16 protein-coding genes and 1 pseudogene are annotated in these 23,668 nt (G+C 58.6%); 5 read left to right on the top strand and 12 right to left on the bottom strand.

Annotated elements, in window-relative coordinates; all coding sequences use genetic code 11:
• Positions 1-77 precede the first annotated feature (77 nt).
• On the top strand, positions 78-4,184 hold the full coding sequence (locus tag AC5SEM_RS19340; RefSeq protein WP_495471056.1) for a Tc toxin subunit A-related protein: 4,107 nt from the start codon (positions 78-80) through the stop codon (positions 4,182-4,184).
• Positions 4,181-8,224: an Ig-like domain-containing protein gene (locus tag AC5SEM_RS19335; protein ID WP_495471055.1), complete on the top strand. Its 4,044-nt coding sequence runs from the start codon at positions 4,181-4,183 to the stop codon at positions 8,222-8,224. The genes AC5SEM_RS19340 and AC5SEM_RS19335 overlap by 4 nt, the downstream gene beginning before the upstream one ends.
• Here the strand turns inward: AC5SEM_RS19335 and AC5SEM_RS19330 are convergent, their stop codons facing one another.
• Genes AC5SEM_RS19330 through AC5SEM_RS19305 form a run of 6 tightly spaced genes read right to left on the bottom strand, consistent with a single transcriptional unit; the run spans position 8,225 to position 14,994 of the window.
• Positions 8,225-9,556, bottom strand: a complete 1,332-nt coding sequence (locus AC5SEM_RS19330; protein ID WP_495471054.1) for a DUF58 domain-containing protein — start codon at positions 9,554-9,556, stop codon at positions 8,225-8,227.
• A 58-nt stretch (positions 9,557-9,614) separates the two neighbouring features.
• Entirely contained in the window at positions 9,615-10,616 is a 1,002-nt protein-coding gene (locus AC5SEM_RS19325; RefSeq protein ID WP_137219571.1) for an AAA family ATPase, read from the bottom strand.
• Entirely contained in the window at positions 10,613-11,776 is a 1,164-nt protein-coding gene (locus AC5SEM_RS19320; protein WP_495471053.1) for a DUF4350 domain-containing protein, read from the bottom strand. Before AC5SEM_RS19320 ends, AC5SEM_RS19325 begins: the two co-directional genes overlap by 4 nt.
• A complete protein-coding gene (locus AC5SEM_RS19315; RefSeq protein WP_495471052.1) occupies positions 11,773-13,320 on the bottom strand; it encodes a DUF4129 domain-containing protein in 1,548 nt (515 codons plus the stop codon). Before AC5SEM_RS19315 ends, AC5SEM_RS19320 begins: the two co-directional genes overlap by 4 nt.
• Positions 13,307-14,284 (bottom strand): stage II sporulation protein M, encoded by a 978-nt coding sequence (locus AC5SEM_RS19310; RefSeq protein WP_495471051.1) that lies wholly within the window; start codon positions 14,282-14,284, stop codon positions 13,307-13,309. Before AC5SEM_RS19310 ends, AC5SEM_RS19315 begins: the two co-directional genes overlap by 14 nt.
• Positions 14,281-14,994 (bottom strand): RDD family protein, encoded by a 714-nt coding sequence (locus AC5SEM_RS19305; protein ID WP_495471050.1) that lies wholly within the window; start codon positions 14,992-14,994, stop codon positions 14,281-14,283. Before AC5SEM_RS19305 ends, AC5SEM_RS19310 begins: the two co-directional genes overlap by 4 nt.
• Positions 14,995-15,175: 181 nt before the next feature.
• Between AC5SEM_RS19305 and sbcB the strand changes: the two genes are divergently transcribed.
• On the top strand, positions 15,176-16,606 hold the full coding sequence (gene sbcB, locus AC5SEM_RS19300) for an exodeoxyribonuclease I (protein ID WP_495471049.1): 1,431 nt from the start codon (positions 15,176-15,178) through the stop codon (positions 16,604-16,606).
• A gap of 97 nt (positions 16,607-16,703) precedes the next feature.
• On the opposite strand, the gene mvaT is transcribed toward sbcB, so the two are convergent.
• On the bottom strand, positions 16,704-17,081 hold the full coding sequence (gene mvaT, locus AC5SEM_RS19295) for a histone-like nucleoid-structuring protein MvaT (RefSeq protein WP_007933316.1): 378 nt from the start codon (positions 17,079-17,081) through the stop codon (positions 16,704-16,706).
• A gap of 337 nt (positions 17,082-17,418) precedes the next feature.
• Here mvaT and purU point away from each other — a divergent pair, with 337 nt between their 5' ends.
• Both purU and AC5SEM_RS19285 read left to right on the top strand, forming a co-directional pair.
• A complete protein-coding gene (purU, locus tag AC5SEM_RS19290) occupies positions 17,419-18,267 on the top strand; it encodes a formyltetrahydrofolate deformylase (RefSeq protein WP_007912774.1) in 849 nt (282 codons plus the stop codon).
• An 84-nt stretch (positions 18,268-18,351) separates the two neighbouring features.
• Positions 18,352-18,531 (top strand): hypothetical protein, encoded by a 180-nt coding sequence (locus tag AC5SEM_RS19285; RefSeq protein ID WP_137219578.1) that lies wholly within the window; start codon positions 18,352-18,354, stop codon positions 18,529-18,531.
• Here the strand turns inward: AC5SEM_RS19285 and gpgF are convergent.
• The 5 genes and pseudogenes from gpgF to AC5SEM_RS19260 form a co-directional block, all read right to left on the bottom strand.
• Positions 18,515-19,513 carry a glucosaminyl phosphatidylglycerol flippase gene (gene gpgF, locus AC5SEM_RS19280; RefSeq protein ID WP_495471048.1) on the bottom strand — a complete coding sequence of 333 codons (999 nt, stop codon included), beginning with the start codon at positions 19,511-19,513 and terminating at the stop codon, positions 18,515-18,517. The two genes, AC5SEM_RS19285 and gpgF, sit on opposite strands and share 17 nt — an antisense overlap.
• The gene (gene gpgD, locus AC5SEM_RS19275) at positions 19,510-20,286 is read right to left on the bottom strand and encodes an N-acetylglucosaminyl phosphatidylglycerol deacetylase (RefSeq protein WP_495471047.1); all 777 of its coding nucleotides are present in this window, start codon (positions 20,284-20,286) and stop codon (positions 19,510-19,512) included. The genes gpgF and gpgD overlap by 4 nt, the downstream gene beginning before the upstream one ends.
• Positions 20,279-21,400 carry an N-acetylglucosaminyl phosphatidylglycerol synthase gene (gene gpgS / locus AC5SEM_RS19270; RefSeq protein WP_495471046.1) on the bottom strand — a complete coding sequence of 374 codons (1,122 nt, stop codon included), beginning with the start codon at positions 21,398-21,400 and terminating at the stop codon, positions 20,279-20,281. The genes gpgD and gpgS overlap by 8 nt, the downstream gene beginning before the upstream one ends.
• A gap of 323 nt (positions 21,401-21,723) precedes the next feature.
• Entirely contained in the window at positions 21,724-22,488 is a 765-nt protein-coding gene (locus AC5SEM_RS19265; RefSeq protein ID WP_371043227.1) for a methyl-accepting chemotaxis protein, read from the bottom strand.
• A 93-nt stretch (positions 22,489-22,581) separates the two neighbouring features.
• Positions 22,582-23,613, bottom strand: a pseudogene (locus AC5SEM_RS19260) (HAMP domain-containing protein); the annotation flags it as partial.
• Positions 23,614-23,668 lie beyond the last annotated feature (55 nt).

The raw sequence follows: 23,668 nt of genomic DNA, 5'->3' as shown, positions 1-23,668 counted from the left end.
GGCCGCAGCCAGTCGCTTGAACAAGCGTCACCGCCTTCCGGCGGTGACGTGGGAACCTCTTCCACGGAGCAAGGATCATGACCTCGAACAACATTGGTCTGTTACAGGAAAAACTTCGTACCGCGTTGCTTGATTTTTGCATCGGGCAAGTAAGGGCGGAGCGTTACCCGCGTTTGCAGACCGCGGACGACGTGTCCGAATTGCTGCGCATCGACCTGCTGGACAGTGCTCGGGTGCAGACGTCGGGGGTGGCCGAAGCGATCAGTTGTGCGCAGTGGTACATCAATGCGGCGCTCAACAATATGGAGCCCGGTTACGAAAACCTCGAGTTTCCCGCTGATCACCTGGAAAACTGGGCGCTGGATAACAACTACTCGGATTGGGCTGCGCGGCAGATGATCGTGCACTACCCGGAAAATTACATCACTCCGTTTGTGCGTCAGCGCAAGACGGATCTGTTCAAGACCCTTGAAAACAATCTCAACCATACCAGTCTGAGCACCGATTCGGTTCAGGCGGCGCTGCAATATTATTTGCAAGCCTTGGAGCAGATCCTCGATATGGATTTGCGCAGCGTCTACATGGATGGCACGACCCCTGAGCGCGCTGATTATTATTTTGTCGGATGCCAGCGAATGCCGCCGTACCAGCACTTCTGGCGCAAGGCGCAAATCGAGATCACGCCCACTTGTCTCGCCGTCAACCCGGCCGCGTGGAGTGAGTGGAAAGTGGTGGATATTCAACCTGCCGGGCGGTTGCTGGACATGCGGGCGGTGCGTTGGAATCGCCGGCTGTGTATGGTCTGGGCGGAGTGGCGGGACAAGGTCGGCGAGATCATCAAAGCCGATCCTCCGAATTCTTCGGAAGATGACAGATCCCGGTTCGTACCGCATCAGCTGGATATCTATGTGGCCTTCATGAGGCAGAGCGGCCAGTGGTCGGCGCCTTTGAATTTATGCCATAGCGAGTTTGATGAGGATCTCTCTGCAGGTGCCCGCTTGATTGCAACCGTATGGGTCGACTCTCAGAATCCCAAAGGCAAGCTCGGGGTATTGCTGGACAATGATAAAACCGGCACAGGTGCCTTGAAAAAGACTGCGATCATCGATGTGCTGATGAACCCCGTTGCCGAGGACAGTGGTACCTGGCTGGAGCTGGCCAAGGAAGAACGATTTGTTTCTGCCTTGACGGTTCAGCACCCCTTGGGTCTTGAGGTTACTGTGGTTCCAAGTGAGTCACCCTCAGGCTCCATGGCAGCTTTTCTGGGGCTGACCGTCTTCGCCTTGCGAGTGGGTGACAACGATGTGCTGACGGTGGAAGGTTTTTGCCGGCCCACAGGTTTGTCAGAGAACAATACAAACTTTACCTTGCAGTTGGAGAATTTCGCCGGTGACGACCCCAAGCCGGTGACGCTTGAGGTGTCTACAGCCGGCGGTTGGGCAATTAAATTTTTGGATAGCTTCACTCGACCCAAAGGTACTTGGGACAACGTCAAGTTCACCCTGAAGAGTGAAGAAGAAGGTTTTGGTGGCAAACAGTTTGACCTGAAGATTGTCAATCTCTCTGATTTCCTCCCGCCAAAGCTGCTGAAAAACACCACGGATGCCGCCCAGTTCCTCGACTTTCAACTGGGCGATGACTGGGCGTTGCGCTACGTTCGGCTTAATTCGCTGTTCGGTCCCCATTTGGTCACAAGCTCGACTGTCTCTCCAGCGACTCTGCTTAGTTGGGAATCCCAGCATCAGCCCGAGCCACCGCCCACCGGTGTTGTTTTCGAGGAGCGTAATGGCGCTTTCGACAGTGCCAACGGGCTGTTTTTCTGGGAGCTGTTTTTCCATTTACCGCATCTGATCGCGAAACGGTTGAGTGATGAAGAGCGGTATGCCGATGCGCAGAAATGGTTGCATTTCATCTTCGATCCCCGGGCTACTGCCGACAGCAGCTCGGTACCCGAAAAACCGAATTACTGGCGCTGCCGACCGTTGATCAACGATCTGGGCAATGCCGGCTGTGAAGCTGTGGCGCCCACCGACCCGGATGCGATTGGATATTCAGCGCCTGTGCATTTGAGGCTGCTGATGTTCATCGAGTACGTGAAGAACCTCATGGCCTGGGGGGACTGGCATTACCGCCGACTGACCCGCGAAAGCCTGGCGGCGGCAAAGCAGTGCTATATGCAAGCGGGGTCATTGATGGGCAAACCACCTCTGACTCAAACGGTAAACTTGTGGCAGACCGCGACACTGGGCGACCTTCTGACCCAAAGTTGCACGCGTACGGCACTGGAAACTTTCGAGCGGACATTGAATTACAGCCTGGACGATGTTTCAGCCGGCTCCGATACGTCTCCCATGCTGGGGGTGTTGGGGTGTCCGCCGTTCAGGACCCCCATCAATGATGATTTGCTCGCCTGGTTCAACGCGCCGCAGTACCGCATGAACAACTTGCGCAACAACCTGACCATTGATGGCAAGCCCATGCTCCTGCCGTTGTTTAACCCTCCGACTGACCCGAAGCTATTGCTGCAAGCTCTGGCAGCAGGTGGCGTCGGTGGCGCCAGACCGATGGGGGGACGGCTGGTGGTGATTGCATTTCGCTGGCGCGTGATCTTCGAAGTTGCCTTGCGCGCCGTGCAGACCTTGCAGGATTACGGCAGCCAAGTGCTCAACCTGCTTGAGCGGCGCGATCGAGCCGAGCAGGAAGAGCTGCAGCAAAACCATCTGGTGGAGTTGGGCAGCTACGCCAGAACCGTGCAGGAGCAATCCATCGCTCAGTTGGAAGCGAGCAGGACGGCGCTTGAGCAGAGCCGGACAGTGGCGCAGGAACGGACTGATGCTTTCGCAGCCCGCTATGACGACAACGTGTCGAACGTCGAATATAAGGTCATGGAAAACCTGGACCAGTCCAAAGAGCTGGCGCTGACTGCCAAAATCCTCAAACCGGTCGGCGCGGCGGTGGCGGCTGCGCCTAATATTTTCGGTATGGCGAACGGTGGTTTTCGGGTCGACAAAGTTACGGATGCCATCTGCTTCGGCCTGGAAATAGCTTCGTCGATGCTGCAAATCGATGCAGACAAGCAGGCCACCACCGAAGGCTATCGCCGTCGCCGCAATGAATGGGGGCTGCAACGCGATCAGGCGCTGGCAGAAATCGCGGCCATCGATGCACAGATCGTCGCGCAGAACCATGCAATTGATGCGGCCAGAACCAACCTCGCGCAAACGCTGCGAGCTAACGCTCAGGCGTTGACGATGTACAACTATCTGAAAAAGCGTGCGACCAATGCCGAATTGTTCGGCTGGATGCTGGGCCAGCTCAAGGCTTTGCACTATCAGGCTTATGACGCGGTGGTCAGTCTGTGCAACAGCGCGCAAGTGGCGATGAGCGCCGAAACCGGCGATTACGATTCACATATTCCGTTGTCTCAAGTGTGGCTGGATAAGCGCCACGGTTTTACTGCTGGCGAGCATTTGCGCGCGCATCTGCTGCATATGGAGCATGAATACCTGCAGCGCACCGAGCGGCGACTGGAACTGGTGAAGACCATCTCCTTGCGTCGCCTGTTCAACGATGCAACAGACCCTCAGGTCGGCATCGCTACCTGGGAGGCTGCGCTGGCGCAACTGCGGACCACCGGCTCGCTGAAGTTCAGACTGACGCAATTGCTGTTCGATCGGGATTATCCGGGGCATTACTGCCGGCAGATCAGTTCGGTAGAAGTCGATTTGCCAATAATGACGGAACCTTTCGGGGATGTTCACGCGATCTTGCTACAGGTCGGCAGCATGACGGCGAGCCGGCCTTCGGTGCAGTCAGTGAAGTACTTGCACAATCTTGATCCTGGGGAGATGGCCCCTCCCGATGTGCTGTTCAACTTACGTCCGGGCCAGCAGATCGCCCTGTCGGTGGGTATTGCCGACAACGGCATGGCGGCGGCGAAGCCAGATGAAGGTATGCTCTATCCATTTGAAAATACCGGTGCGGTGTCCGATTGGGATCTACATTGGCCATGGCATGAAGAGCCATCGCAGGAGGCCATGCTGCGCTCGATGAACGATTGCATCTTGCGCATTCGCTATACGTGCAAGAGCGGAGATCAATTGTTTACCGATTCGGTGAAGGAGTTGGTCAAAGCAGCGAAAGGGGGCTTGGCCGGCAAGGGGCAAGGGAGTGCGCAGTCATGAGTGATCCTGTCGTTCAGATGAATGAAAACCTGGTATGCAACGGTGATTTCGAAGGAAGGTTCGAATATTGGGCAAGGACGGGGACGGTTGCTATAGGCACGGCGTATTACAACAACACGCCTATCAAGCACATCAAAGCGCCGAAGGGCGCGGGTGTCACTCAAGACGTCACACTTCCCAGAGATCCCGATGGCAATGGTGTTTATTGGTTGAGTTTTCTCTGGGAAAGCAGTTTCAGCCAATCAGGCTATGTGAGGATTTCTCAGGGAGACATCGAGCATCACCGCATCGAACTCAAACCCGCCGGTAAACCTGATCAGGCACAACAGCGCGAGGGTTTCGGATCAGGGCCAGAGAGGCGATTCAGTCCGACCCTGCATGAAGTGGAACTGACATCGGACATCTCAAGCTTAAAGTTGCTGCGCATCGAAATATTCAGCTCGACAGACTCTTCGAGTCCATTTGGCGAACTCTGGGTTACAGGCGTCACAATCGAGTTGAAACTCGCGCCACTTGAATTGCAGGAAATTGAGCTGGACGGCCTGTCGTTCCAGCCCTTGCGTAAAATGTACCTGTGTCAGGGCGCCAGCACGGGCGGAGCTTTTGGCAGCGACGCATTGATCACGCCGCACGTGCTCGGTTTTGTACCTGTGCCGGATAACCCTTGGCACGGCACCCCGGTTGCATTGAGCATCGACAATAATCCGCAGGGCGCGATTGTCGCGACGCCTGTGTGGGACACCCAGCAAGCGCTGGACGCGCCATGGACGCTCGATTGCCCGTTGATCGATGATCAGGACTACGAATTCACCCTGAGCTTGCGCAACCGTTACACCTCGCAGGCCTACGAGATCCCCGTATCGCTGGGGCATCATCGACTGATTTTTCGTGAGGTGGTCGAGGCTGCTTACTACCCGTTGATTGAGCAAAGTGTCCGTTTGGGTGTGCAAGTGGCGTCGTATTACACCGGCCAGCCATTTGCCGGGCTTACGGTGAACTGGGCGACCGTCGAGCACGGGGTGTTGGCGGCTGCCGTTACTGATGAACAAGGTTGGGCCTACTTCGATTATGCGGCGAAGGCAGCAGGGGACTTCGTTATCGAAGCGTCTGTGGTCAGCCTTTATTACGAGCAGGGTGTGTGGACTCAGACGTTCGACGTGCTAGTACTGGGGGAGGATCCGTGGGCACAGTTGACTGTCTGTGAAAACACCGAGATCAGGGACTGGATTGATAACAGTTATCCGAATCGGGGTTCTACCCATTTCATTGATGTAATGCTGGCGGCCAACAGTCGTCTGCGAGGCAGGGACTTCTATCTGCATTGGCACGGTGACAAGCCTGGGCAATTGGGTGTCGTAGTCAGTCCGCCACTGGAAACATCGGTACCCATGCCGATCGATGGAGAGGGCACTGCATCCTGGACGCTGAACTGCGAAGACCGCCGCGATGGGATATTCGAGTTGTCACTGGTCTGCTCGAAGCTGTTGTTGCCGTCGCCCAGGAAGCGCATGTCGCTGGCGCGCAACAGGATCAAAATCAAAGAGGTACGCCAGGCCGCGAATAGTCCGGTGGTCGAGGAATACGAAAGTGCGTACCTGCGTTTGCAGGTGGTGCATGTTACTGATCAGGGCGACGGCGAACCGGTCATCGGTGCGCTGGTCGATTGGCAAATGGCCGACAGCGTCGTGCAGAGCCAAACGGGAAGCGGTGGTTGGGGGAGCCTGAAGTTTTACACCAGAGAACCCGGTACTCATGGGATCACCGCAGCGGTCCGAGCGCATGAATCTGCTGAGCCGCATGAGTGCGAATTCAGCGTGACAGCGATTGCCAGGAGTTCATGGAAGGACAAGGTCAACATCACATTTGATCGTGGTCTGATCGACCAGAATCTAGGGGTTGCCTGCAAACGAGGTCTCACCCATTCCCTGGTGGTCACTGCCCTCGCCGGCAGTCCTCTTATCGGCCAGGAAATAACGCTGGTATGGGGCATCGACGAACCAGAAATCGGGCTGGTGGTGAGTGAACTTGGCGAGCCCAGGGTATTGCGGCCAGATGAACCGCTGATCTGGACTCTGAGTTCTGAATTCGCCAAGAGCCGCAGCAGCATGTTCGGACTGCGGTTGTTGACCGATTCACTGGAAGATCGAGAGTTGCTCGGCCGCTTGGTTTCACCGGACATTTACGATGAATTCACTCTGGAACTGGATCAGATGAGCACCGACCGAGGTCAGTTGCTGTATCCCTGCCTGGGTGCCGTACACCGATATATTTTCAGAACCAAAGCACTGAGTGCCCTGGTGGGGCTTGCCATGGATTTGCAATGGTCCGGAACTCCAGCGTCAGAGATGGACATCGTTCTCGACCCGCCTCCACATAGCCACACTGTTATTGATGAAAGTGGCATGACCTGGACACTGGATTGTTCCGATAGTCAGGGGGGCGGGGCGTTCGGTCTGAAATTCTTGACGGTGGGGGCTGGCTCGACGGATGTCACCAGAATGCACTTGGGCCACAACAAACTCAGCATTGAAACCGTGCGTGAGTCTGCCGTTTTCCCGATCGTGGATCAGGACCCGGCATGGATGTGGGCGAAGGTACGTTCGGATTTCTCGGAAGATGCCATGGTTCAAGTGCCAACGCAGTGGAAGGTTGATGGTCACTCTGAAGAGCATGTGACTGCTGACGATGGCTGGGCAGGCTTTGCGTATGGGGCAACCACAGGCGGATCGGCAACGGTTGAAGTGTCGGTCACCAGTCCGTATGACAATGCTACAGATACACGTTCGATGGAGGTCTGTTCGCTGGCCAGCGACCCTTGGGATCGCTTGCTGTTCAGTATGGATTTCGGCCCGGCACAGCCTATCGGCCAGGACACCGGTTTTGCGCGTCGCAAACTGACCCATAGAATCGATATAACTGCCCCGGAAGACACCTTCTTGTCCGGTCGAAAGTTAACGCTGGGCATGGCCGGCACCGGACCTGAGGCACTGGGCATTCGTTTTACTCAGCCAGTACTCGGTTTGCCAAGGGTCTTCAGCAGCTACGCGGGATTCACCGATTCATTCTCGGTCGATGACAAGCGTAATGGCAGTTTCGGTTTGTTTCTGGCCTGCGAAGACCTGGCTCGATGGTCACCTGTCAATGCAATGTCGGTGGGTGAAGGCGCGCAAGTGGTGAAAATCGCCGAGCGTTCGCGGGTCAGTCAAGCGCTGTTCTGGGGCCAGGCTGTGTTCGAACGAATCACCATTGTTTCGGTTATCAGTGGCAGGCCGATGGCGGGAATGACGGTTGTCTGGAGAAGTCTGGATCTGGGCGAGGTGAGAACGACCACCAACTTCTATGGCGAGGCGTGGATCCGCTTTGTACCTACAACACCGGGAGCGGCACAGCTGACGGCGACAGTGGGGGATTCGCAGTATTCGGAATCGATTTCGTTACCGTATTTCCTGCATGAGCCTCGACAGATCAAGGAACTGTTCAGCGATGATTTGACCGGTTATCCGGGGCAAGAGATTTCAGCGCAGGCTTTGGTGGTTTCAGCCAATACCGGCGAGCCTTTGGCTAATGTCGAAGTGATGTGGGAGTACGGCAACACATCTTTACCGGCAACACTGACGGGTACCGATGGCATGGCAACGGTGCGCTTTGTCTTGGGCACTGCAGGTGAGGCAGCATTGTGGGCGTCGGTAAAGGGCGGCTTGGCTGGCTGGGATGTGGAAACGCTGCGGTTGAATGTCACTGAACGTCCGGCGGTTGTGAAGTCCGTTGTCGCCTCGCCGAATCCGGCTTTCGTGAACGACTGGGTAGACATGACTGCGTTGATCGTAGACAAGGCTTCTGGAGAGCCGATGCCGAAAAGGAAAATTCTTGTCGCCATTAACGGGAGGCCATTTATTGAGTCCAGTACAAATGGCGATGGTAAATACAAAATCTCCTGGAGGGTGATGGACCTGTCGGAAACCGTTTCCCTTGACGTCAAAGTCGAGAATCCTGACGGGACCTCGAGCAGCGGGTCTGTGCTCGTCCGGATCGAGAGATGATCAGAGCGCCGCACTGCGTTTCCAACTGAGATACTGCGTCACCAGTTCGGCCCCCAAATCTTTAGGCCGGACATCCACTACCGGGACGCCATGAGCACTCAACCGCTCATGGAGTTCTGCCCGTTCATTCAGGTAACTCAGCGTGCCGCAGTAAGCCAACGCCTCGGGCAGGGTTTGCACCGCTGACTGGCGTAACGTATCCAGCGTCTCTTCGCGCAGACTGGCGACCAGCACCCGATGTTGTGCGCTCAGGCGTTTGACCGCGCTCAGCAGTTCCTCATCATCCTCATCGCGCAGGTTGGTCACCAGCACCACCAAGGCCCGGCGCTTCTGCCGCGTCAGCAGTTGATTGGCGGCGGCCTGATAATCGGCAGGGCGCTGCGTGCTGTCGAGGTCATAAACCGTGTTCAGCAGCACGTTCAGTTGGCCGCTGCCTTTGACCGGGGCGAGATGGCGCGGGTGTTCGCTGGCGAAGGTACTCAGGCCCACCGCATCGCCCTGGCGCAACGCGACATAACTGAGCAACAGGCAGGCATTGAGCGCGTGGTCGAAGTGCGACAGTTCATCATCCTGGCTGCGCATGCGTCGGCCGCAGTCGAGCAGGAAGATAATCTGCTGGTCGCGCTCGTCCTGATATTCGCGGGCAATCGGCGTGCGTTGACGGGCGGTGGCTTTCCAGTCGATCTGGCGCAGGCTGTCGCCTTCGCGGAATTCGCGCAGTTGGTGAAACTCCAGACCCTGACCGCGACGTTGCCGCTGGCGCACGCCGAGCTGGCTGAGCCAGTTGTCCACGGCTAGCAACTCACCGCCGTAGAGACGGGCGAAATCGGGGTAGACGCGGGTCTGGTCGCTGACATTGAGCAGGCGTTTGCCTGACCATAACCCCAAAGGGCTGGGCAGGTTGATTTCGCAGTGGCTGAAGTTGAAATGACCGCGTTTGAGCGGGCGCAGACGGTAGCCGAGCAGGCTGCGCTGGCCGGGTTGCAATTCAATCGACAGTGGCAGGTTTTCGAAGCTCAGGCCTTCTGGCGGATGGTCGAACAGTTGAATGTGCATCGGCTCGCTGAAGTCATGTTCGACTTCCAGACGCACTTCACCCCAACGGCCGAGTGCCAGACTGCCGGGCATCTGTCGTGTGACGCGCGGTGTTGGCAGACGTTGCAGGCGCAGCGCATCCAGCACCGCCAAGGCCAGCAACGCCAGCAGTAAACCCCAGTTGATCGATATCAGACTGGCCGGGAGGTCGATTTCCAGTGTGCGCAACGTGCCCAGCACAATGCCGATGGCCAGCAACAAGGCCAGCCAGATCAACAGCAGTTTCGACGGTTTCATGCCTTCACTCCGTGTAGGAGCTGCCGAAGGCTGCGATCTTTTTGGCTCATCCCGAATTTCACAGACGCGGCGCCGGAATCTGCTCAAGCAGTTGCTGGAGCACTTGATCGACCTGCAGGCCTTCGATATCCAGCTCCGGGGCAATGCGCACGCGATGACGCAGCACCGCCAGCGCGCAGCCTTTGACGTCGTCGGGAATCACGAACTCACCACCACGCAGCAAAGCGCGGGCACGGGCACAACGCACCAACGCAATCGAGGCGCGCGGCCCGGCGCCGAGGGTCAGCCCCGGCCAGGTGCGCGTGCTGCGCGCCAGGCGCACGGCGTAGTCGAGGACTTGGTCGTCCAGCGGCAAATCACTGGCGATGCGTTGCAAGGCTTGCACATCCTTGGCTTGCAACACGGTGCGCAGCGGTTGCACATCGAGCATATCGGCGCGGGTAGAGCGGCAGACCTGACGCACCATGTTCAACTCCTGATCGGCGTCGGGATAATCCATGCGCACCTTGAGCATAAAACGGTCGAGCTCGGCTTCCGGCAGGGGATAGGTGCCTTCCTGCTCAATCGGGTTTTGCGTCGCCAGAACCATGAACGGTTGCGCGATCGGCAGGGCGCGACCTTCGAGCGTGACCTGACGCTCCTGCATCGCTTCGAGCAAGGCTGCCTGGGTTTTCGCCGGCGCGCGGTTGATCTCGTCGGCCAGCAACAGGTTGGTGAACAACGGACCTTTGCGCAGCTTGAACTGCTCGGTTTGCAGGTCGTACACGGCGTGGCCGGTGACATCGCTGGGCATCAGGTCCGGGGTGAACTGAATCCGCGCAAACTCGCCACCGAAGCAACGGGCCAAGGCACGCACCAGCAGGGTTTTGCCCAGCCCCGGCACGCCTTCGAGCAGCACGTGGCCGCCGGCGATAAGCGCTGTCAGCACGTCGTCGATCACCTGATTCTGGCCGATCAGGGCTTTCTGCAATTCGCCGCGCACCGCTTGCGCCAACTGGCTGGCACGCTGGCGTTGCTGGGCGGCGTGGCTGGCGCTGCCGGGCTCGATATGTTCAGTCATAGCGTGTTCCTCAGGGTTTGCAGGTGGGCGACCTGGCGGCAGAAATCGGCGCTGGATATGCGCCGGTTCGGCACCGGGCTCAGGGCCTGGCTGATAGCGCGGGTGGGTTGCCGGGTCAGGCGCGACAACGCCAGCCATTGTTCGGCAACGTTCAATTGATCAAAGCCAGGATGCCGGCGACGGGCGCGGCGCAGCACATCCTGTTGCAGTGCTTGCAGCAGCGCTTGCTGGCCGTTGTGGCGCAACAGGAAATCGGCACTGGCGCGCAGGTGCTCCTGCAATTGCCGACGTCCACTCTGAGCGGGCAATTGCAGTGGGCCGTCGCGCACACCGACGTGCCAGAGCCACAGGCCGATCAAGGCGAGCAGGGCGACGATGGCTTGCGGGAAGTAACGCCAGAGCAAGGTCAGCAGACCGTCGTGCTCGGTGTTGTAGATCAACGCAACGTCGGTGTCGGCGCTCAGGTACCAGAGCAGCCAGGCGTTGTCGTATTGGCTGATGGTCTTGTTCTTCCACAACTCGGCGTCGGTGACCACGGTGATCGTGCCAAGGCTGTAGGGCAGCTGCATCATGTGCGTGGCCTTGGCACTGTTAGCCCAGGCTTGCGCAAGATTCTTCGGGTCGTCGAGGTGGAAGTCGGTGTCGAAACCGGCGTAGGCCGGTGCGTCTTCGTCCTCCAGATAAAGTTTGGTCAGTTGCGGGAAACGGTCTGGCTCAACGTCTGCGGGTAAATCTTTCAGATCCTTGCTCAGGGATTGATGCAGTTGCACCCGGTCGAGCAACAGGTCGTTGCTTTGTTTGGTCTGCTCATCCCACAGCGATTCGGCGACGAATACCAGACGCCCGCCGGCGCGCGTCCAGTTCAACACTTGCTCGACCTGACGCGGAGTCATGCGAGAGCGGTCGTTGAACAGCAGAAGCGTATGGCGGCGCGGATCGATATCGGGGAGCACCGCGAGGCTTTCGGCATGGTTGACGTTGAGGCCGCGTTCGCGCAAGAACATTTCGGCCGCCAGATAGGGATTGGCTTGCGCGGCGGGCGAGGGGCCGTGATCGACTTCTTCCTGATAAGGCTTGGCCTTGAGGTAGAGGAAAACGCTCAGCGCGCCCAGCAACAGGGCGATCAACGCAGCGACCCAGCACAATGTCCGGCGACTCAACGGGCGGCTCCGGGGCCGAACAAGGCGCGCCAGCCATCGCACAATTCCTGCTGCATGGACGCCGGTGGTACGCGATGCCCGTAGGCCATGTTCTGCCAGTGATTGGTCAGGTTGCGGCTGAAGGCGAGCAGTTCGGCGCGCTGCAATTGTTCAACGTGCGCCAGCACCTGGAGTTCGGTGTCGGCGGGTTTCAGGGTCAGGTCGAAGTCGTGGAGCAGATGGCTGAGCAGCCCTCGATAGAGCAGGCCCAGCGCTGCACGGGGTTGGCTTTGCCAGAGTTGTTCGGCATGGGCGGCGATGTCATCAGGCAAGGTGTCGCGGTTCAAATCCAGACCGAAGGCTTGTTGCGGCAACGCGCGTTTCGGTTTGGCAGGCAGCCTCGGTCTGCGGCTGACGAAGGCTTGCAGAAACTCGCGATAACGCCAGATCAGCCAGCCGAGCGCAGCAATGACCGTGCCCCACAACAGCACTTCAATAATCTTCGCCAGTCCATTCAAGTGTTGCCCGTCGAGCCAGCCCAGCAGGGTTTTCAGCCACTGCGGCGCTTCACCCGGTGTTTGCGCTTCGGCAGGTTTCGCCGGGTCGTCGCCAAACCGGTAGCGGGTGACGGATTCCTTGTTCTTGAACGGCGGTTGCTCAAGCAGCGCCTGGATGCTGTCACGGGATGCCTGACTGGTGAGTGGCTGATTCAACAGTCGCGGCGCCTGGGGACTGTCATCCGGCTCGGCTGCCCACGCCGAAGGCACATTCGGCAGCAGCAGAAAGACCGCCAGCAGCACCCCCAAAACACCGTTGTTGAGACGATGACGCAAGCGGCGGAACACCAACTCGATATCCCATGCTTCCAACTGTGTGCGTCGGTTCAGATAAAGGCTGAAGCCGCAGGCGACGTAGATCGGCTCCCACACCACCAGCACCAGCGCGTAGAAAACATTGGTCAGGTGTTCGAGCCAGCGCCAGTCGTGATCCGCTGCGAAGATCAGTGATTGCCAGTCCCAATCCGTTTCGATCTGCTGCGGCAATAGCATGTAGAACAACACCATCAGGCCGATCCACAGCGCAGTCTCCAGATGCACGCCGATAATGGTCAGCCACTGCGCGGCACCGGCGTTGCGTTGCAGCAGCACTTGCAGGCGTTGCTGTCGGGCATTGCCATCGAGGCCTTCGAGTTGCACTACCGGCAGCAGAAAGCTGCGACTCAAACTCAAGCGGCGCCAGGTCAGGCTGGCCAGCAGTTGCGGTTTGAGCAGGCGCGGCCATTCGCACAAGGCTTGTTTAAGTGTCGGCGTTTCGCCAAACAGCGCTTTCGACAGGATGTACAGCGGCAGGCGCTCATACGCCGGTTTCAGCCACCAGAAGATAAACACCGCCAGCGACGGCGAATCCCACAGCAGCAGGCTGAGCAAAGCGAACAGCGGCAGGGTGACAATCGCCCAACTGGTCATCAGCAGACGCCGATGTTGCTGGCTCATCAGCACACCCAGGTCCATGGCTTCCCAGGTCGTGCGCGGACGGATCACCACGGTGGCGTCACTCAGGCGCATGGCGGGTCCTTCCGGCGAACAACAGATAGAGCGCGACCAATGCCCACAGCCCGGCGCCGACCAGATATTTGGTCAGCGGCGTGACGCTGGTTTTCGATGACCAATAGGCTTCGATAAACGCAGCAATCAGCAGGAACATCATCACGCCGCACACCAGCAGCACACTTTTGCGCGCCGCCCGTTGCAGCGCTTCGCTGCGGGTCAGCCGTCCGGGCGCGATCAACGCCCAGCCGAGTTGCAGACCGGCCGCGCCGGCGAGGGCGATGGCGGTGAGTTCAAAGGCGCCGTGGGCGATGACGAATGACCAGAAGGTCTGGCCAAAACCGATTTCGCTCAGATGCCCGGCGACCGCGCCGATGACCATGCCGTTGTAGAACAGAAAAAACGCACTGCCCACGCCCATCAGCAAACCGCTGGCAAAGGTCTGAAAGGCGATGCCGATGTTGTGCATCACGTAGTAACCGAACATCACCCAGTCTTCGCTGGCTGCACGTTCGGCGGGGCGCCCGAGGTGGCCGGCAACCGGGTCGTACATGCCTTGCATCTCACGCACTTGATCGGCGGGGATCAGGTTGTAGACCAGTTCGGGAAACACATACACCAGCATGCCGACGCCGATCAGGCTGCCAAAGAACAGCAGGCTGGCGACCAGCACAAAAGGCCACTCGGCACGCACCAGTCTGGGGAAGTCGGCGAGGATGAAACTCAGCAGATTGCCGCCGAGTCGGCTGCGATGACGGTACAGCTGTTGATGTCCGCGCAGTACTTGTTGCTGCAGCGAATCAATGAGGAAACTGCTGTAACCACGCTCCTGAGCCAGCGCCAGATGTTGGCAAAGCCGTCGATAGGCCTTGGGGAAACCGCCGACTTGCGAGGTGTCCTTGCCACGTTCGAGGCGTTCGAGGGCCAGCGCAAAACGCTCCCATTCGGCCTTGTGGCGACTTTCGAAAAGGCTTTGCTTCATGTCGGGCCCAACAAACCGCGAGCGATGCCATTGAGTTCAGCGACAGCCTTTGGCGCAGAAATATGCAGCGGCTGGGCGAGCAGCGCCGCCAGTTCATTGACCCGCGCTGGCGATAAATCACCTTGGCGCTCGGCAAAACCCAGCACGGCGCGTTGTTCGGCGAGTGTCAGGGCAACAGGTGAGCGGCGAGGTTCGGCATTAGGCAGTTGCGGACGCATCAGCGGACGTTCGCTATAGATCACCAGCGTACCGGCAGCCATGTCACCGAGGCGTTTGAAGGCCGGGTGGTGCAGGCAACTGAGGGTGCCGAGGAAGTAGCCGAAGGGCAGCAGATCGACAAAACGCAGCAGATTGCGCAGCAGTGAGGCCGACCAGCCAATCGGTGTGCCGTCGTCGTGTACCACGCGCAGCCCCATCCACTGTTTACCCGGCGAGCGGCCCTGACGCAGCACTTCGAACAGCACCATGTACCACCAGCTGATCGCAAACAGCAGCAGCGAACCAAGACCCATGCCGAGCTTGCCGAGAAACGCCAGGGCGATGAACAGCACGCCCATGATCACGCCGCGTATGGCCAGATCGATCGCGAAGGCCACGGCCCGCACCATCAACCCGGCGGGACGCAACGGCAGGTCGATACCTTCCGGCGTTTCGACCTGATGCCGCGTATCCAGCGGTGCTTTCCTTGGCGGTGCTGTGGGCTCGAGCATGGGCTACCTGATGTTCGCCTGTTCGGGGTGCAAGTGAGGCCGATGCTAGCAGCCTCTCGGGGGAAAACGACATAACTATGTATTGCACATCGTAAAGCGCGAAGTGTTTGAATGACGCGAGGCTGGCCGCGAGCGCGGTCGAGCGCCTAGACTTTGCCGATCTTCAGTTCAGGAACCGCCCGTGACTTCAATCTTCTGGTACGACTACGAAACCACTGGCATCAATCCGCGTAACGACCGCCCGTTGCAGGTGGCCGGGATTCGCACCGACCATGCGCTCAATGAAATCGACGAGCCGGTCAATCTCTACTGCCAGCCCAGCGAAGACATCCTGCCGCATCCGGCGGCGTGCGCGATCACCGGCATCACCCCGAGCCAGCTCGCCGAAAAGGGTTTGAGCGAAGCGGACTTCATGACGCGGGTGCACGCTCAACTGGCGGCTCCCGGCACCTGCGGCGCCGGTTACAACACGCTGCGTTTCGACGACGAGATGACCCGTTACAGCCTGTATCGCAATTTTTTCGACCCGTACGCCCGGGAGTGGCAGGGCGGCAACAGCCGTTGGGATCTGATCGATGTGGTACGCGCCGCCTATGCGTTGCGTCCTGACGGCCTGGTCTGGCCGACCGATGACGAAGGCCGGGTGACGCTCAAGCTCGAACGCCTCACAGCGGCGAACAATATCGATCATGGTCACGCCCACGAAGCCTTGTCAGACGTGCGCGCCACCATCGCACTGGCGCGGTTGATCCGCGAAAAACAGCCGAAGCTGTATGACTGGCTGTTCCAGTTGCGCAGCAAGCAAAAGGTCATGGATCAGATTCGTCTGCTGCAGCCACTGGTGCATATTTCCGGGCGTTTCTCGGCCGCGCGCAGTTATGTCGGTGTGGTGCTGCCATTAGCCTGGCATCCTAAAAACCGTAACGCCTTGATCGTCTGCGATCTGCACCTCGACCCGCAGGGGTTGCTCGATCTGGACGCGCAGACCCTGCGTCAGCGGTTGTACAGGCGTCGCGATGATTTACTGGAAGGCGAGTTACCGGTGCCGCTCAAACTGATTCACATCAACCGTTGCCCGGTGGTGGCGCCGCTTGCGGTTTTGCGCGCGCAAGATCAGCAACGGCTGGGGCTGGACATGGCGCTGTATCAACAGCGAGCACTGCGGCTAACTGACGCACAACAAAGTTGGAAAGATAAAGTTGCAGAGATTTATGTCAGTGAAGATTTCACGCCGAGCGAGGATCCGGAACAACAGTTGTACGACGGATTTATCGGCGACCGCGACCGGCGCCTATGTGAGCAAGTGAGGAGCGCTGACCCGGCACAACTAGCGCAAGAGCAATGGCCTTTCGATGACGAACGTTTGCCAGAATTACTCTTTCGATATCGCGCACGTAACTTTCCCGAGACGTTGAATTTCGAAGAGCAAGAGCGCTGGAGAATATTTTGTCAGCAGCGTTTGTCCACGCCTGAGTGCGGCGCACCGAATACCTTGAAATCTTTTACCGAGGCGGCCGAGCAATGGTCGATTAATGCCACGCCAATGCAGAGTGAGGTGCTCAATGAATGGCAGAATTATGTCCAGGCATTGCGCAAACGTTTGAATCTTTGAAATCGAACATGACCGGGCGTAAATGCCGGGCATAAAAAAACGCCAGCATTCGCTGGCGTTTGTTTTTTCGCGGATCGCTCTGCGAAGGCGTTGCGGCTTAGCCCAGCAGGGTAGCCCAGCCTTCAACCACGTCACCGCCCCACTTGGCTTTCCACTCTTTCAGAGTTTTGTGGTTGCCACCTTTGGTTTCGATGACTTCGCCGTTGTGCGGGTTTTTGTATTGTTTAACTTTGCGAGCACGCTTGGTGCCGGTAGTTTTTACTGCGCCGCCGCGTGGTGCTTTGGTTTTTGACTCTGGGTCCAGCAGCGCGATGATGTCACGCAGGGACTTGGAGTATTCGCCCATCAGGGTGCGCAGTTTGCCTTCGAATTCCAGCTCGGTTTGCAGTTTGTCGTCTTGGGACAGGTTCTTCAAACGGGCTTGCAGCTCTTTGATAGCTTCTTCGGTGGCGCGATATTCGTTGATCAAGGACATGATTACTACCTTAGTAGAGTGCGGGATGGCAGGGGGACAGTGCCGCAATAATAGTCAGGCTGTTTCATCAAGTAAACATTTAACCGGAGTTTTTATTTAAATTAGTTACGAGAAACTGCGTTCTATTGAATATTCAGTTAAATAGTGTGATCCAGTCATCACAGATATTCACAGTTGCCTGATCAAGCGATGTCAAACGGTGGCCCTCAGCTTGATGGTGACGCCAGCGAAAAACCGGAGTGTCGGGCCTGGCGCGCACCGATGCTGATCAATACTGCAGTTTTCCCCCGCAGCCGCTAGAATGGCGGCCTTTGCGAAGTTCTGGAGTTTCCCCCTCATGCGCACTTTCCGCCTGGTGATTTCTTGCCCGGACCGCGTTGGCATTGTTGCCAAAGTCAGTAATTTTCTGGCAGCCCACAACGGCTGGATCACCGAAGCGAGCCACCACTCGGACAATCAAGTGGGCTGGTTCTTCATGCGTCACGAAATTCGTGCCGATTCGCTGCCTTTCGGTATTGAAGTGCTGCGCGAGAAGTTTGCGCCGATCGCCGAAGAGTTTTCGATGGACTGGCGCATCACCGACACCGAGCAGAAAAAGCGTGTTGTGCTGATGGCCAGCCGCGAATCCCACTGCCTCGCTGACTTGCTGCACCGCTGGCACAGCGACGAACTGGACTGCGAAATCTCCTGCGTGATTTCCAACCACGATGACCTGCGCAGCATGGTCGAGTGGCACGGCATTCCTTATTACCACGTTCCGGTCAATCCGCAGGACAAGCAACCGGCCTTCGATGAAGTGTCGCGCCTGGTCAAACAGCACGACGCTGAAGTGGTGGTGCTGGCGCGCTACATGCAAATCCTGCCGCCGGACATGTGCCGTGAATACGCGCACAAGGTCATCAACATTCACCACAGCTTCCTGCCGTCGTTCGTTGGCGCCAAGCCATATCACCAGGCGTCGCTGCGTGGCGTGAAGCTGATCGGTGCGACCTGCCATTACGTTACCGAAGAGCTGGACGCCGGTCCGATCATCGAGCAGGACGTGGTCCGCGTCAGCCACAGTGACAGCATCGAAGACATGGTGCGTTTCGGCCGTGATGTCGAGAAGATGGTGTTGGCGCGTGGCCTGCGTTATCACCTCGAAGACCGCGTGCTGGTGCACGGCAACAAGACTGTGGTGTTTTGATCTAAACCACACCGGCTTGAAAAACCAAGGGTCTGGGCGTTCAATCGCCCAGACCCTTGTTCATTTCAGCTTTGAGGAAAAGCCATGACCGATCCACTGGACAAAGCCACTTCCAAAGCACCGGCAACTTTGGGCGAGGGTTGTTTGAGTCGATATGATCCCGAGGACATGAGCCCGGAGGATGGTACCGAGTTTCCCGGCGCTGCCGAGTTGTGGGAACAACTCAAAGAGCAGGAGCAGGACGACGTCAAGAAGCCTGTCTGACGTTCATCAGCTTCTTCAACAGCGGCCGCCCCAACATCAACAGAAACACCGGGCCACCGACCACGAGATAGAAGTAATACGTCACCACCCGCCAAATCAGAATCGCCGCCGCTGCGGTGGATTTACCCACCATCGGCGCCAGCAGCGCTGCCGACGTCAATTCCGCCGCTCCGGCACCGCCCGGCAGCAGACTGAATTGTCCGGCTCCGAGCGAAAGCATCTGCACCAGAAAACTCCACGCCCACTGCAAATCGGCGCCCAACCCGCGCAGCGCCAGATACAGCACGCTGTAACGTAGCAACCAATGCACGCACGTCAGCGCAAAGACCTTGATCAGTGTCTGCCAGGGCAACTTCAACGTATCGGTAAACGCGGCGAGAAAATGCAGCAACTTGCGCGCCCAGCGACGCCGGGTGCGGACCTTGACGTTGGCCCTTGCCAACAGACGCCCGCTCAGTCGAATCAACGCGCGGTGGTAGCGCGCGACCAATACGCAACTGAACAGGCCGCCAAACAACGACACGGCGCTGACCGTCAGCAGCCACTCCAGCCGATCGCTGAGGTGTTGAAACAGCGCATAAATCAGAATCCCGCTGAGGGCGCAGAGAAAGAACAGCAAATCACTCAGTTGATCCATGGCAAACACCGCGCTGCCCCGCGCCGGCCGCACACCCGAACGGGCCAGCAGGGCCATGATCGTCAGCGGTCCGCCACTGCCGCCGGGTGTTGCGCAATAAGCGAATTCGGCGGCCATGACCACGCCAAGGCTCTTCAAGGGTGTTATGCGATCACGTTGATCGCCGAGCAACAACCGTAAACGCAGGGTATTGATGCCCCAGCACAGCAGGATCATGCCGAACATGATCAGCAGCCAGTGCAACGGGAAACTCTGCAGTCGCGCCCAGGTTTCGCCGCCGCCGAGCACAACGGGGATCAGCACCGCCGCAAGCAGGCCGATCAGCAACAGAATGCCGCGACTCATGCGACGCGTTCCAGTCGACCGCACTGTTGAGCGAGCCAGTTCATTTTGGTCATCGGTACGCGTCCTTCGTTCAGCAGTCGTTCAAGAGTATGCAACCAGTAGTCGCGGGAGAAGCGGTGGCGCATGTCCACCGGGTGCAAGCCTAGCCGAATCACCGGCGCCTGGCGCCAGCGCTGTTCCCGCTGCTCGCAGACCAACTTTGACAGGCCCCGGCGCCAGGCACTGCGGGCGCTCCAGACCAGACCGGGGGCGTCGATAGCGGTGAAATCCGGCAACCGATAAAGATGCTGCGGATCGCTGGTGTAGCTAAACGGCAATTCACGCAGGGCCTGGCGGGTGCCGTCGCTCATCAGCCACGCCGGGGCGACGAAACCGTGCAGCGGCCAGCCGTGGCGCTGGAAAACATCGATGCCATCGCGCAGGCGGGCGAGGGCGGTTTCGCGGGACAAACGATAGAACTCGCCTTCATGGGTGTAGACCCGGCGCATGAACCAGTCTCGTGGTGTCGTTGGGCGGGGCTCCTGGTCATCGTGGAAATAACCATGTAACGCCAACTCATCGCCACGGGCGGCGCGCGTGTCGAGCATTCGACAAAATGCCGGGTGAGCGTCGAGGGTGTTGTGCCGGTGGAAGTTCGGTACGACCAGCCACGTCATTGGCACATTGCCCAATGCGTCGACCGCCTCGACAAACGGTTGGTAATCCGTCCACGTCGACGGTGCCACGTCGTGCAATACCAGCAACACGGCGGGATTGTTCATCGATTCAACCATTGGCCGCCCGCGGCAGCGTTTGCCCAAGTACCGCGTGATAGTGGCCCAGTAAACTGTCGACCACCGTGTCCCAGGCGTAGTGGGTTTCGACATGCTGGCGGGCCTGTGCGCCCAGTTTGCCGCAGCCGCGACTGAACAGTTCGCGCACGGCATTGGCCATCGCCTGCGGGTTGTTTGGCGCGCACAGCAGGCCGCAAGACTCCGTGACAATCTCTTCGAACGCCCCGGCAGCCACCGCCACCACGGGAATGCCGCAAGCCATGGCTTCGAGGATCACCAGGCCAAAGGTTTCCTGATCGCCGGCATGGATCAACGCATCGGCACTGGCCATCAACTGCGCGACGCGTGGCGCGGGGCAGAATTCGTCGATCACACTGACATTGTCCGGCACTGCCGCCGGCATCGAAGAACCGACCAGCAACAAGTGATAACGCGGGCCAAGGCGTTGCATGCATTTGAGCAGCACCGGCAGGTTTTTCTCTTTCGAACCGCGTCCGGCGAAAATCAGCAACCGGGTGTCTTCGGCGATGCCCAGTTCTGCGCGCAGTTGCGGGTCGCGGACACTGGGGTGAAAGGTCTGCAGATCGACGCCCAACGGTTGCACGAAAACATTGCGTACACCGAGCCCGCTGAGCTTGTCAGCCATGACCTGGCTAGGTGCCAGGACCCGATCGAAGTTGCCGTAAAGCTTGGTGACGTATGCCTCGATATTCGGCGTGACCCAATGGCCCATGCGATTGCTGATCAGCAGCGGCAGATCCGAGTGATAGAAGCCGATCACCGGCACATCGAGCTGCCGCCGGGCATCCAGCGCGGCCCATGCGGTCAGGTAAGGATCACCGACTTCGATCAGATCAGGCTGCAAATCCTGCAGGACATTTCGCCAAGGCGCGAGGCGTACAGGGAAGCGATAACCCTTGCCGAAGGGCAGGGCGGGGGCGGGAACCGTGTAAATACCGTCGTGTTCGCCGAAATGCGCACCTGGAATCAACAGGCTGTGGCGAATGCCGGGTTTGACGCCCAGCCTGCGGTGTTTGGCATCCAGATAAGTGCGCACGCCACCGCTGGCCGGGGCGTAGAACATGGTGATGTCGGCGATGTGCACGGTGATCATCCCTCCGCTGCGTGGTTCTCCCTTGGTTGACCTTTATCAAGAATAGATGTTCGGTCGGGATTGCGCGGTGGGCTTAAGAGCGCCCTCACCCTAGCCCTCTCCCAGAGGGAGAGGGGACTGACCGTGGTGGATGTTGGAGATACGCCGACTTGAGAGACCTGAGTCGAACTCAGGTTCTGAAAAGCACGAAGATCGGCTTCCTTTCCTCTCTACACTTGGCAATTCCTGAGCCGAGCTCAGATTTTGAAAAGCATATAGATCTGCTCCCTTTCCCCCTCGCCCCCTTGGGGGAGAGGGCTGGGGTGAGGGGGAGGCTTTTGATCTTAAATGCGGAAACTGCCAACCAACTGCTTCAGACGCGAAGCCTGCTGCTCCAGATCCGAACACGCCCGCAACGTCGCCTGCAAGTTCTCCACACCTTCCTGGTTCAGCGTATTGATCTCGGTGATATCGACGTTGATCGACTCAACCACAGCGGTCTGCTCCTCGGTCGCCGTGGCCACCGACTGGTTCATGCCGTCGATCTCGCCAATGCGCTGCGTCACGCTGTTCAAGCGCTCCCCGGCAAGGTTGGCAATTTCCACGCTGTCCTGACTGTGGCGCTGGCTGTCGCTCATGGTGCTCACCGATTCACGGGCGCCGACCTGCAGCTCCTCGATCATGGTCTGCACCTGTTGCGCCGATTCCTGGGTGCGATGCGCCAGATTGCGCACTTCATCGGCCACCACAGCAAAACCACGACCGGCCTCACCGGCACGCGCGGCTTCAATCGCCGCGTTAAGCGCTAGAAGGTTGGTTTGCTGGGAAATGCTGGTGATCACTTCGAGAATCTGGCCGATGTTCACGGTTTTGCTGTTCAGCGACTCGATATTGCTGCTCGACGCGCTGAGCATGCTCGACAGCTGATTCATCGCTTTAATGCTGCGATCCACCACTTGCTGGCCGTCTTCAGCCAGACCGCGCGCGTCGCTGGCCTGATTCGAGGCTTGTGCGGCGTTGCGGGCGATTTCCTGTGCGGCGGCGCCGAGCTGGTTGATCGCCGCCGCCACACTGCTGGTGCGCGAAGCTTGCTGATCGGAGTTGTACATCGACGAGTTTGACGCCGCGACCACGCGCAGGGCGACTTCGTTAACCTGGCCGGTCGCCGAAGACACTTCGCGGATCGAGCCGTGAATGCGCTCGACGAAACGGTTGAATGCGGTTCCGAGGATGCCGAACTCATCGTTATTGACGATGGTCAGGCGTTTGGTCAGGTCGCCTTCGCCATCAGCAATGTCTTCCATGGCGCGGGTCATCACGTGCAGCGGCTGGATCAGCAGGCGGATCAGCATGCCAAGCAGGGCAATGATGATCGCCACCGCGATCACGGTGGCGATCACGGCCGAGGTGCGGAACTGACTGAGCATGGCGAAAGCCTGATCCTTGTCCACCGACAGACCGATGTACCAGTTCACCGACGGCAGACCTTTGATCGGCGCGAAGGTGACGATGCGGGTCTTGCCGTCAACGGTGACTTCGCTGAAGTCGCTGCTGATGCGCGGGGTGTCCTGCGGATAGGCTTCTTTCAGTGATTTCATCACCAGCGCCTTGTCCGGGTGCACGAGGATCTTGCCGTCGGCGCTGACCAGGAACACGTAACCCATGCCGTCGAAGTCGCGGGCGGCGAGGGTGTCGACCAGCGATTGCAGGCTCAAGTCGCCACCGACCACGCCCACGCTCTGACCAGCCTTTTTCGAGGCGGTGGCGATGGAAATGATCAGTTGGCCAGTCGCGGCGTCGATGTACGGCTCGGTCAGGGTCGAGGTACTGCTGCTCTCGGCACCTTTATACCAAGGGCGCACCCGTGGATCGAAACCGTCGGGCATCTTCGCATCAGGACGGATGGTGAAGTGGCCAGTGGCATCGCCGAGGTAGGAAGCCATGAACGTCGACGTCAGGGCTTTCTGTTCCAGCAGGCTGGCGACATTGGCCGGTTCCGGGTTAATGGCAATGTTCTGGGCGGCGTTCTCGATCAGCAGAATGCGACCGCTGAGCCAGGTCTGGATATTGCCGGCGGTGACTTCGCCCATCTCGTTGAGATAGTTGTTCAGGTCATCGCGGATCGCATTGCGCTGTAGCCAGTCGTTGTACAAGGTAAACGAGGCGAAGGCGGCAATGACGATAAGGGCGGCGGCAAGCAAGATTTTATGGCTGAAGCGCAGATTTTTGTTCATGGCTTGGGGTTCCGCTAAGGTCTTAATGTCCAGGGCGTGCTTTTATAGAAGCGCG

The sequence above is a fragment of the Pseudomonas sp. CH61 genome (genome assembly GCF_059429415.1).
This window is presented reverse-complemented; position numbering and strand designations above follow the sequence as displayed.

Bases quoted from the DNA above. Each gene is read 5' to 3' on its own strand.
- AC5SEM_RS19340 (WP_495471056.1), top strand. From the start codon at position 78: ATGACCTCGAACAACATTGGTCTGTTACAGGAAAAACTTCGTACCGCG.
- AC5SEM_RS19335 (WP_495471055.1), top strand. From the start codon at position 4,181: ATGAGTGATCCTGTCGTTCAGATGAATGAAAACCTGGTATGCAACGGT.
- AC5SEM_RS19330 (WP_495471054.1), bottom strand. From the start codon at position 9,556: ATGAAACCGTCGAAACTGCTGTTGATCTGGCTGGCCTTGTTGCTGGCC.
- AC5SEM_RS19325 (WP_137219571.1), bottom strand. From the start codon at position 10,616: ATGACTGAACATATCGAGCCCGGCAGCGCCAGCCACGCCGCCCAGCAA.
- AC5SEM_RS19315 (WP_495471052.1), bottom strand. From the start codon at position 13,320: ATGCGCCTGAGTGACGCCACCGTGGTGATCCGTCCGCGCACGACCTGG.
- AC5SEM_RS19310 (WP_495471051.1), bottom strand. From the start codon at position 14,284: ATGAAGCAAAGCCTTTTCGAAAGTCGCCACAAGGCCGAATGGGAGCGT.
- AC5SEM_RS19305 (WP_495471050.1), bottom strand. From the start codon at position 14,994: ATGCTCGAGCCCACAGCACCGCCAAGGAAAGCACCGCTGGATACGCGG.
- mvaT (WP_007933316.1), bottom strand. From the start codon at position 17,081: ATGTCCTTGATCAACGAATATCGCGCCACCGAAGAAGCTATCAAAGAG.
- purU (WP_007912774.1), top strand. From the start codon at position 17,419: ATGCGCACTTTCCGCCTGGTGATTTCTTGCCCGGACCGCGTTGGCATT.
- AC5SEM_RS19285 (WP_137219578.1), top strand. From the start codon at position 18,352: ATGACCGATCCACTGGACAAAGCCACTTCCAAAGCACCGGCAACTTTG.
- gpgF (WP_495471048.1), bottom strand. From the start codon at position 19,513: ATGAGTCGCGGCATTCTGTTGCTGATCGGCCTGCTTGCGGCGGTGCTG.
- gpgD (WP_495471047.1), bottom strand. From the start codon at position 20,286: ATGGTTGAATCGATGAACAATCCCGCCGTGTTGCTGGTATTGCACGAC.
- gpgS (WP_495471046.1), bottom strand. From the start codon at position 21,400: ATGATCACCGTGCACATCGCCGACATCACCATGTTCTACGCCCCGGCC.
- AC5SEM_RS19265 (WP_371043227.1), bottom strand. From the start codon at position 22,488: ATGTACAACTCCGATCAGCAAGCTTCGCGCACCAGCAGTGTGGCGGCG.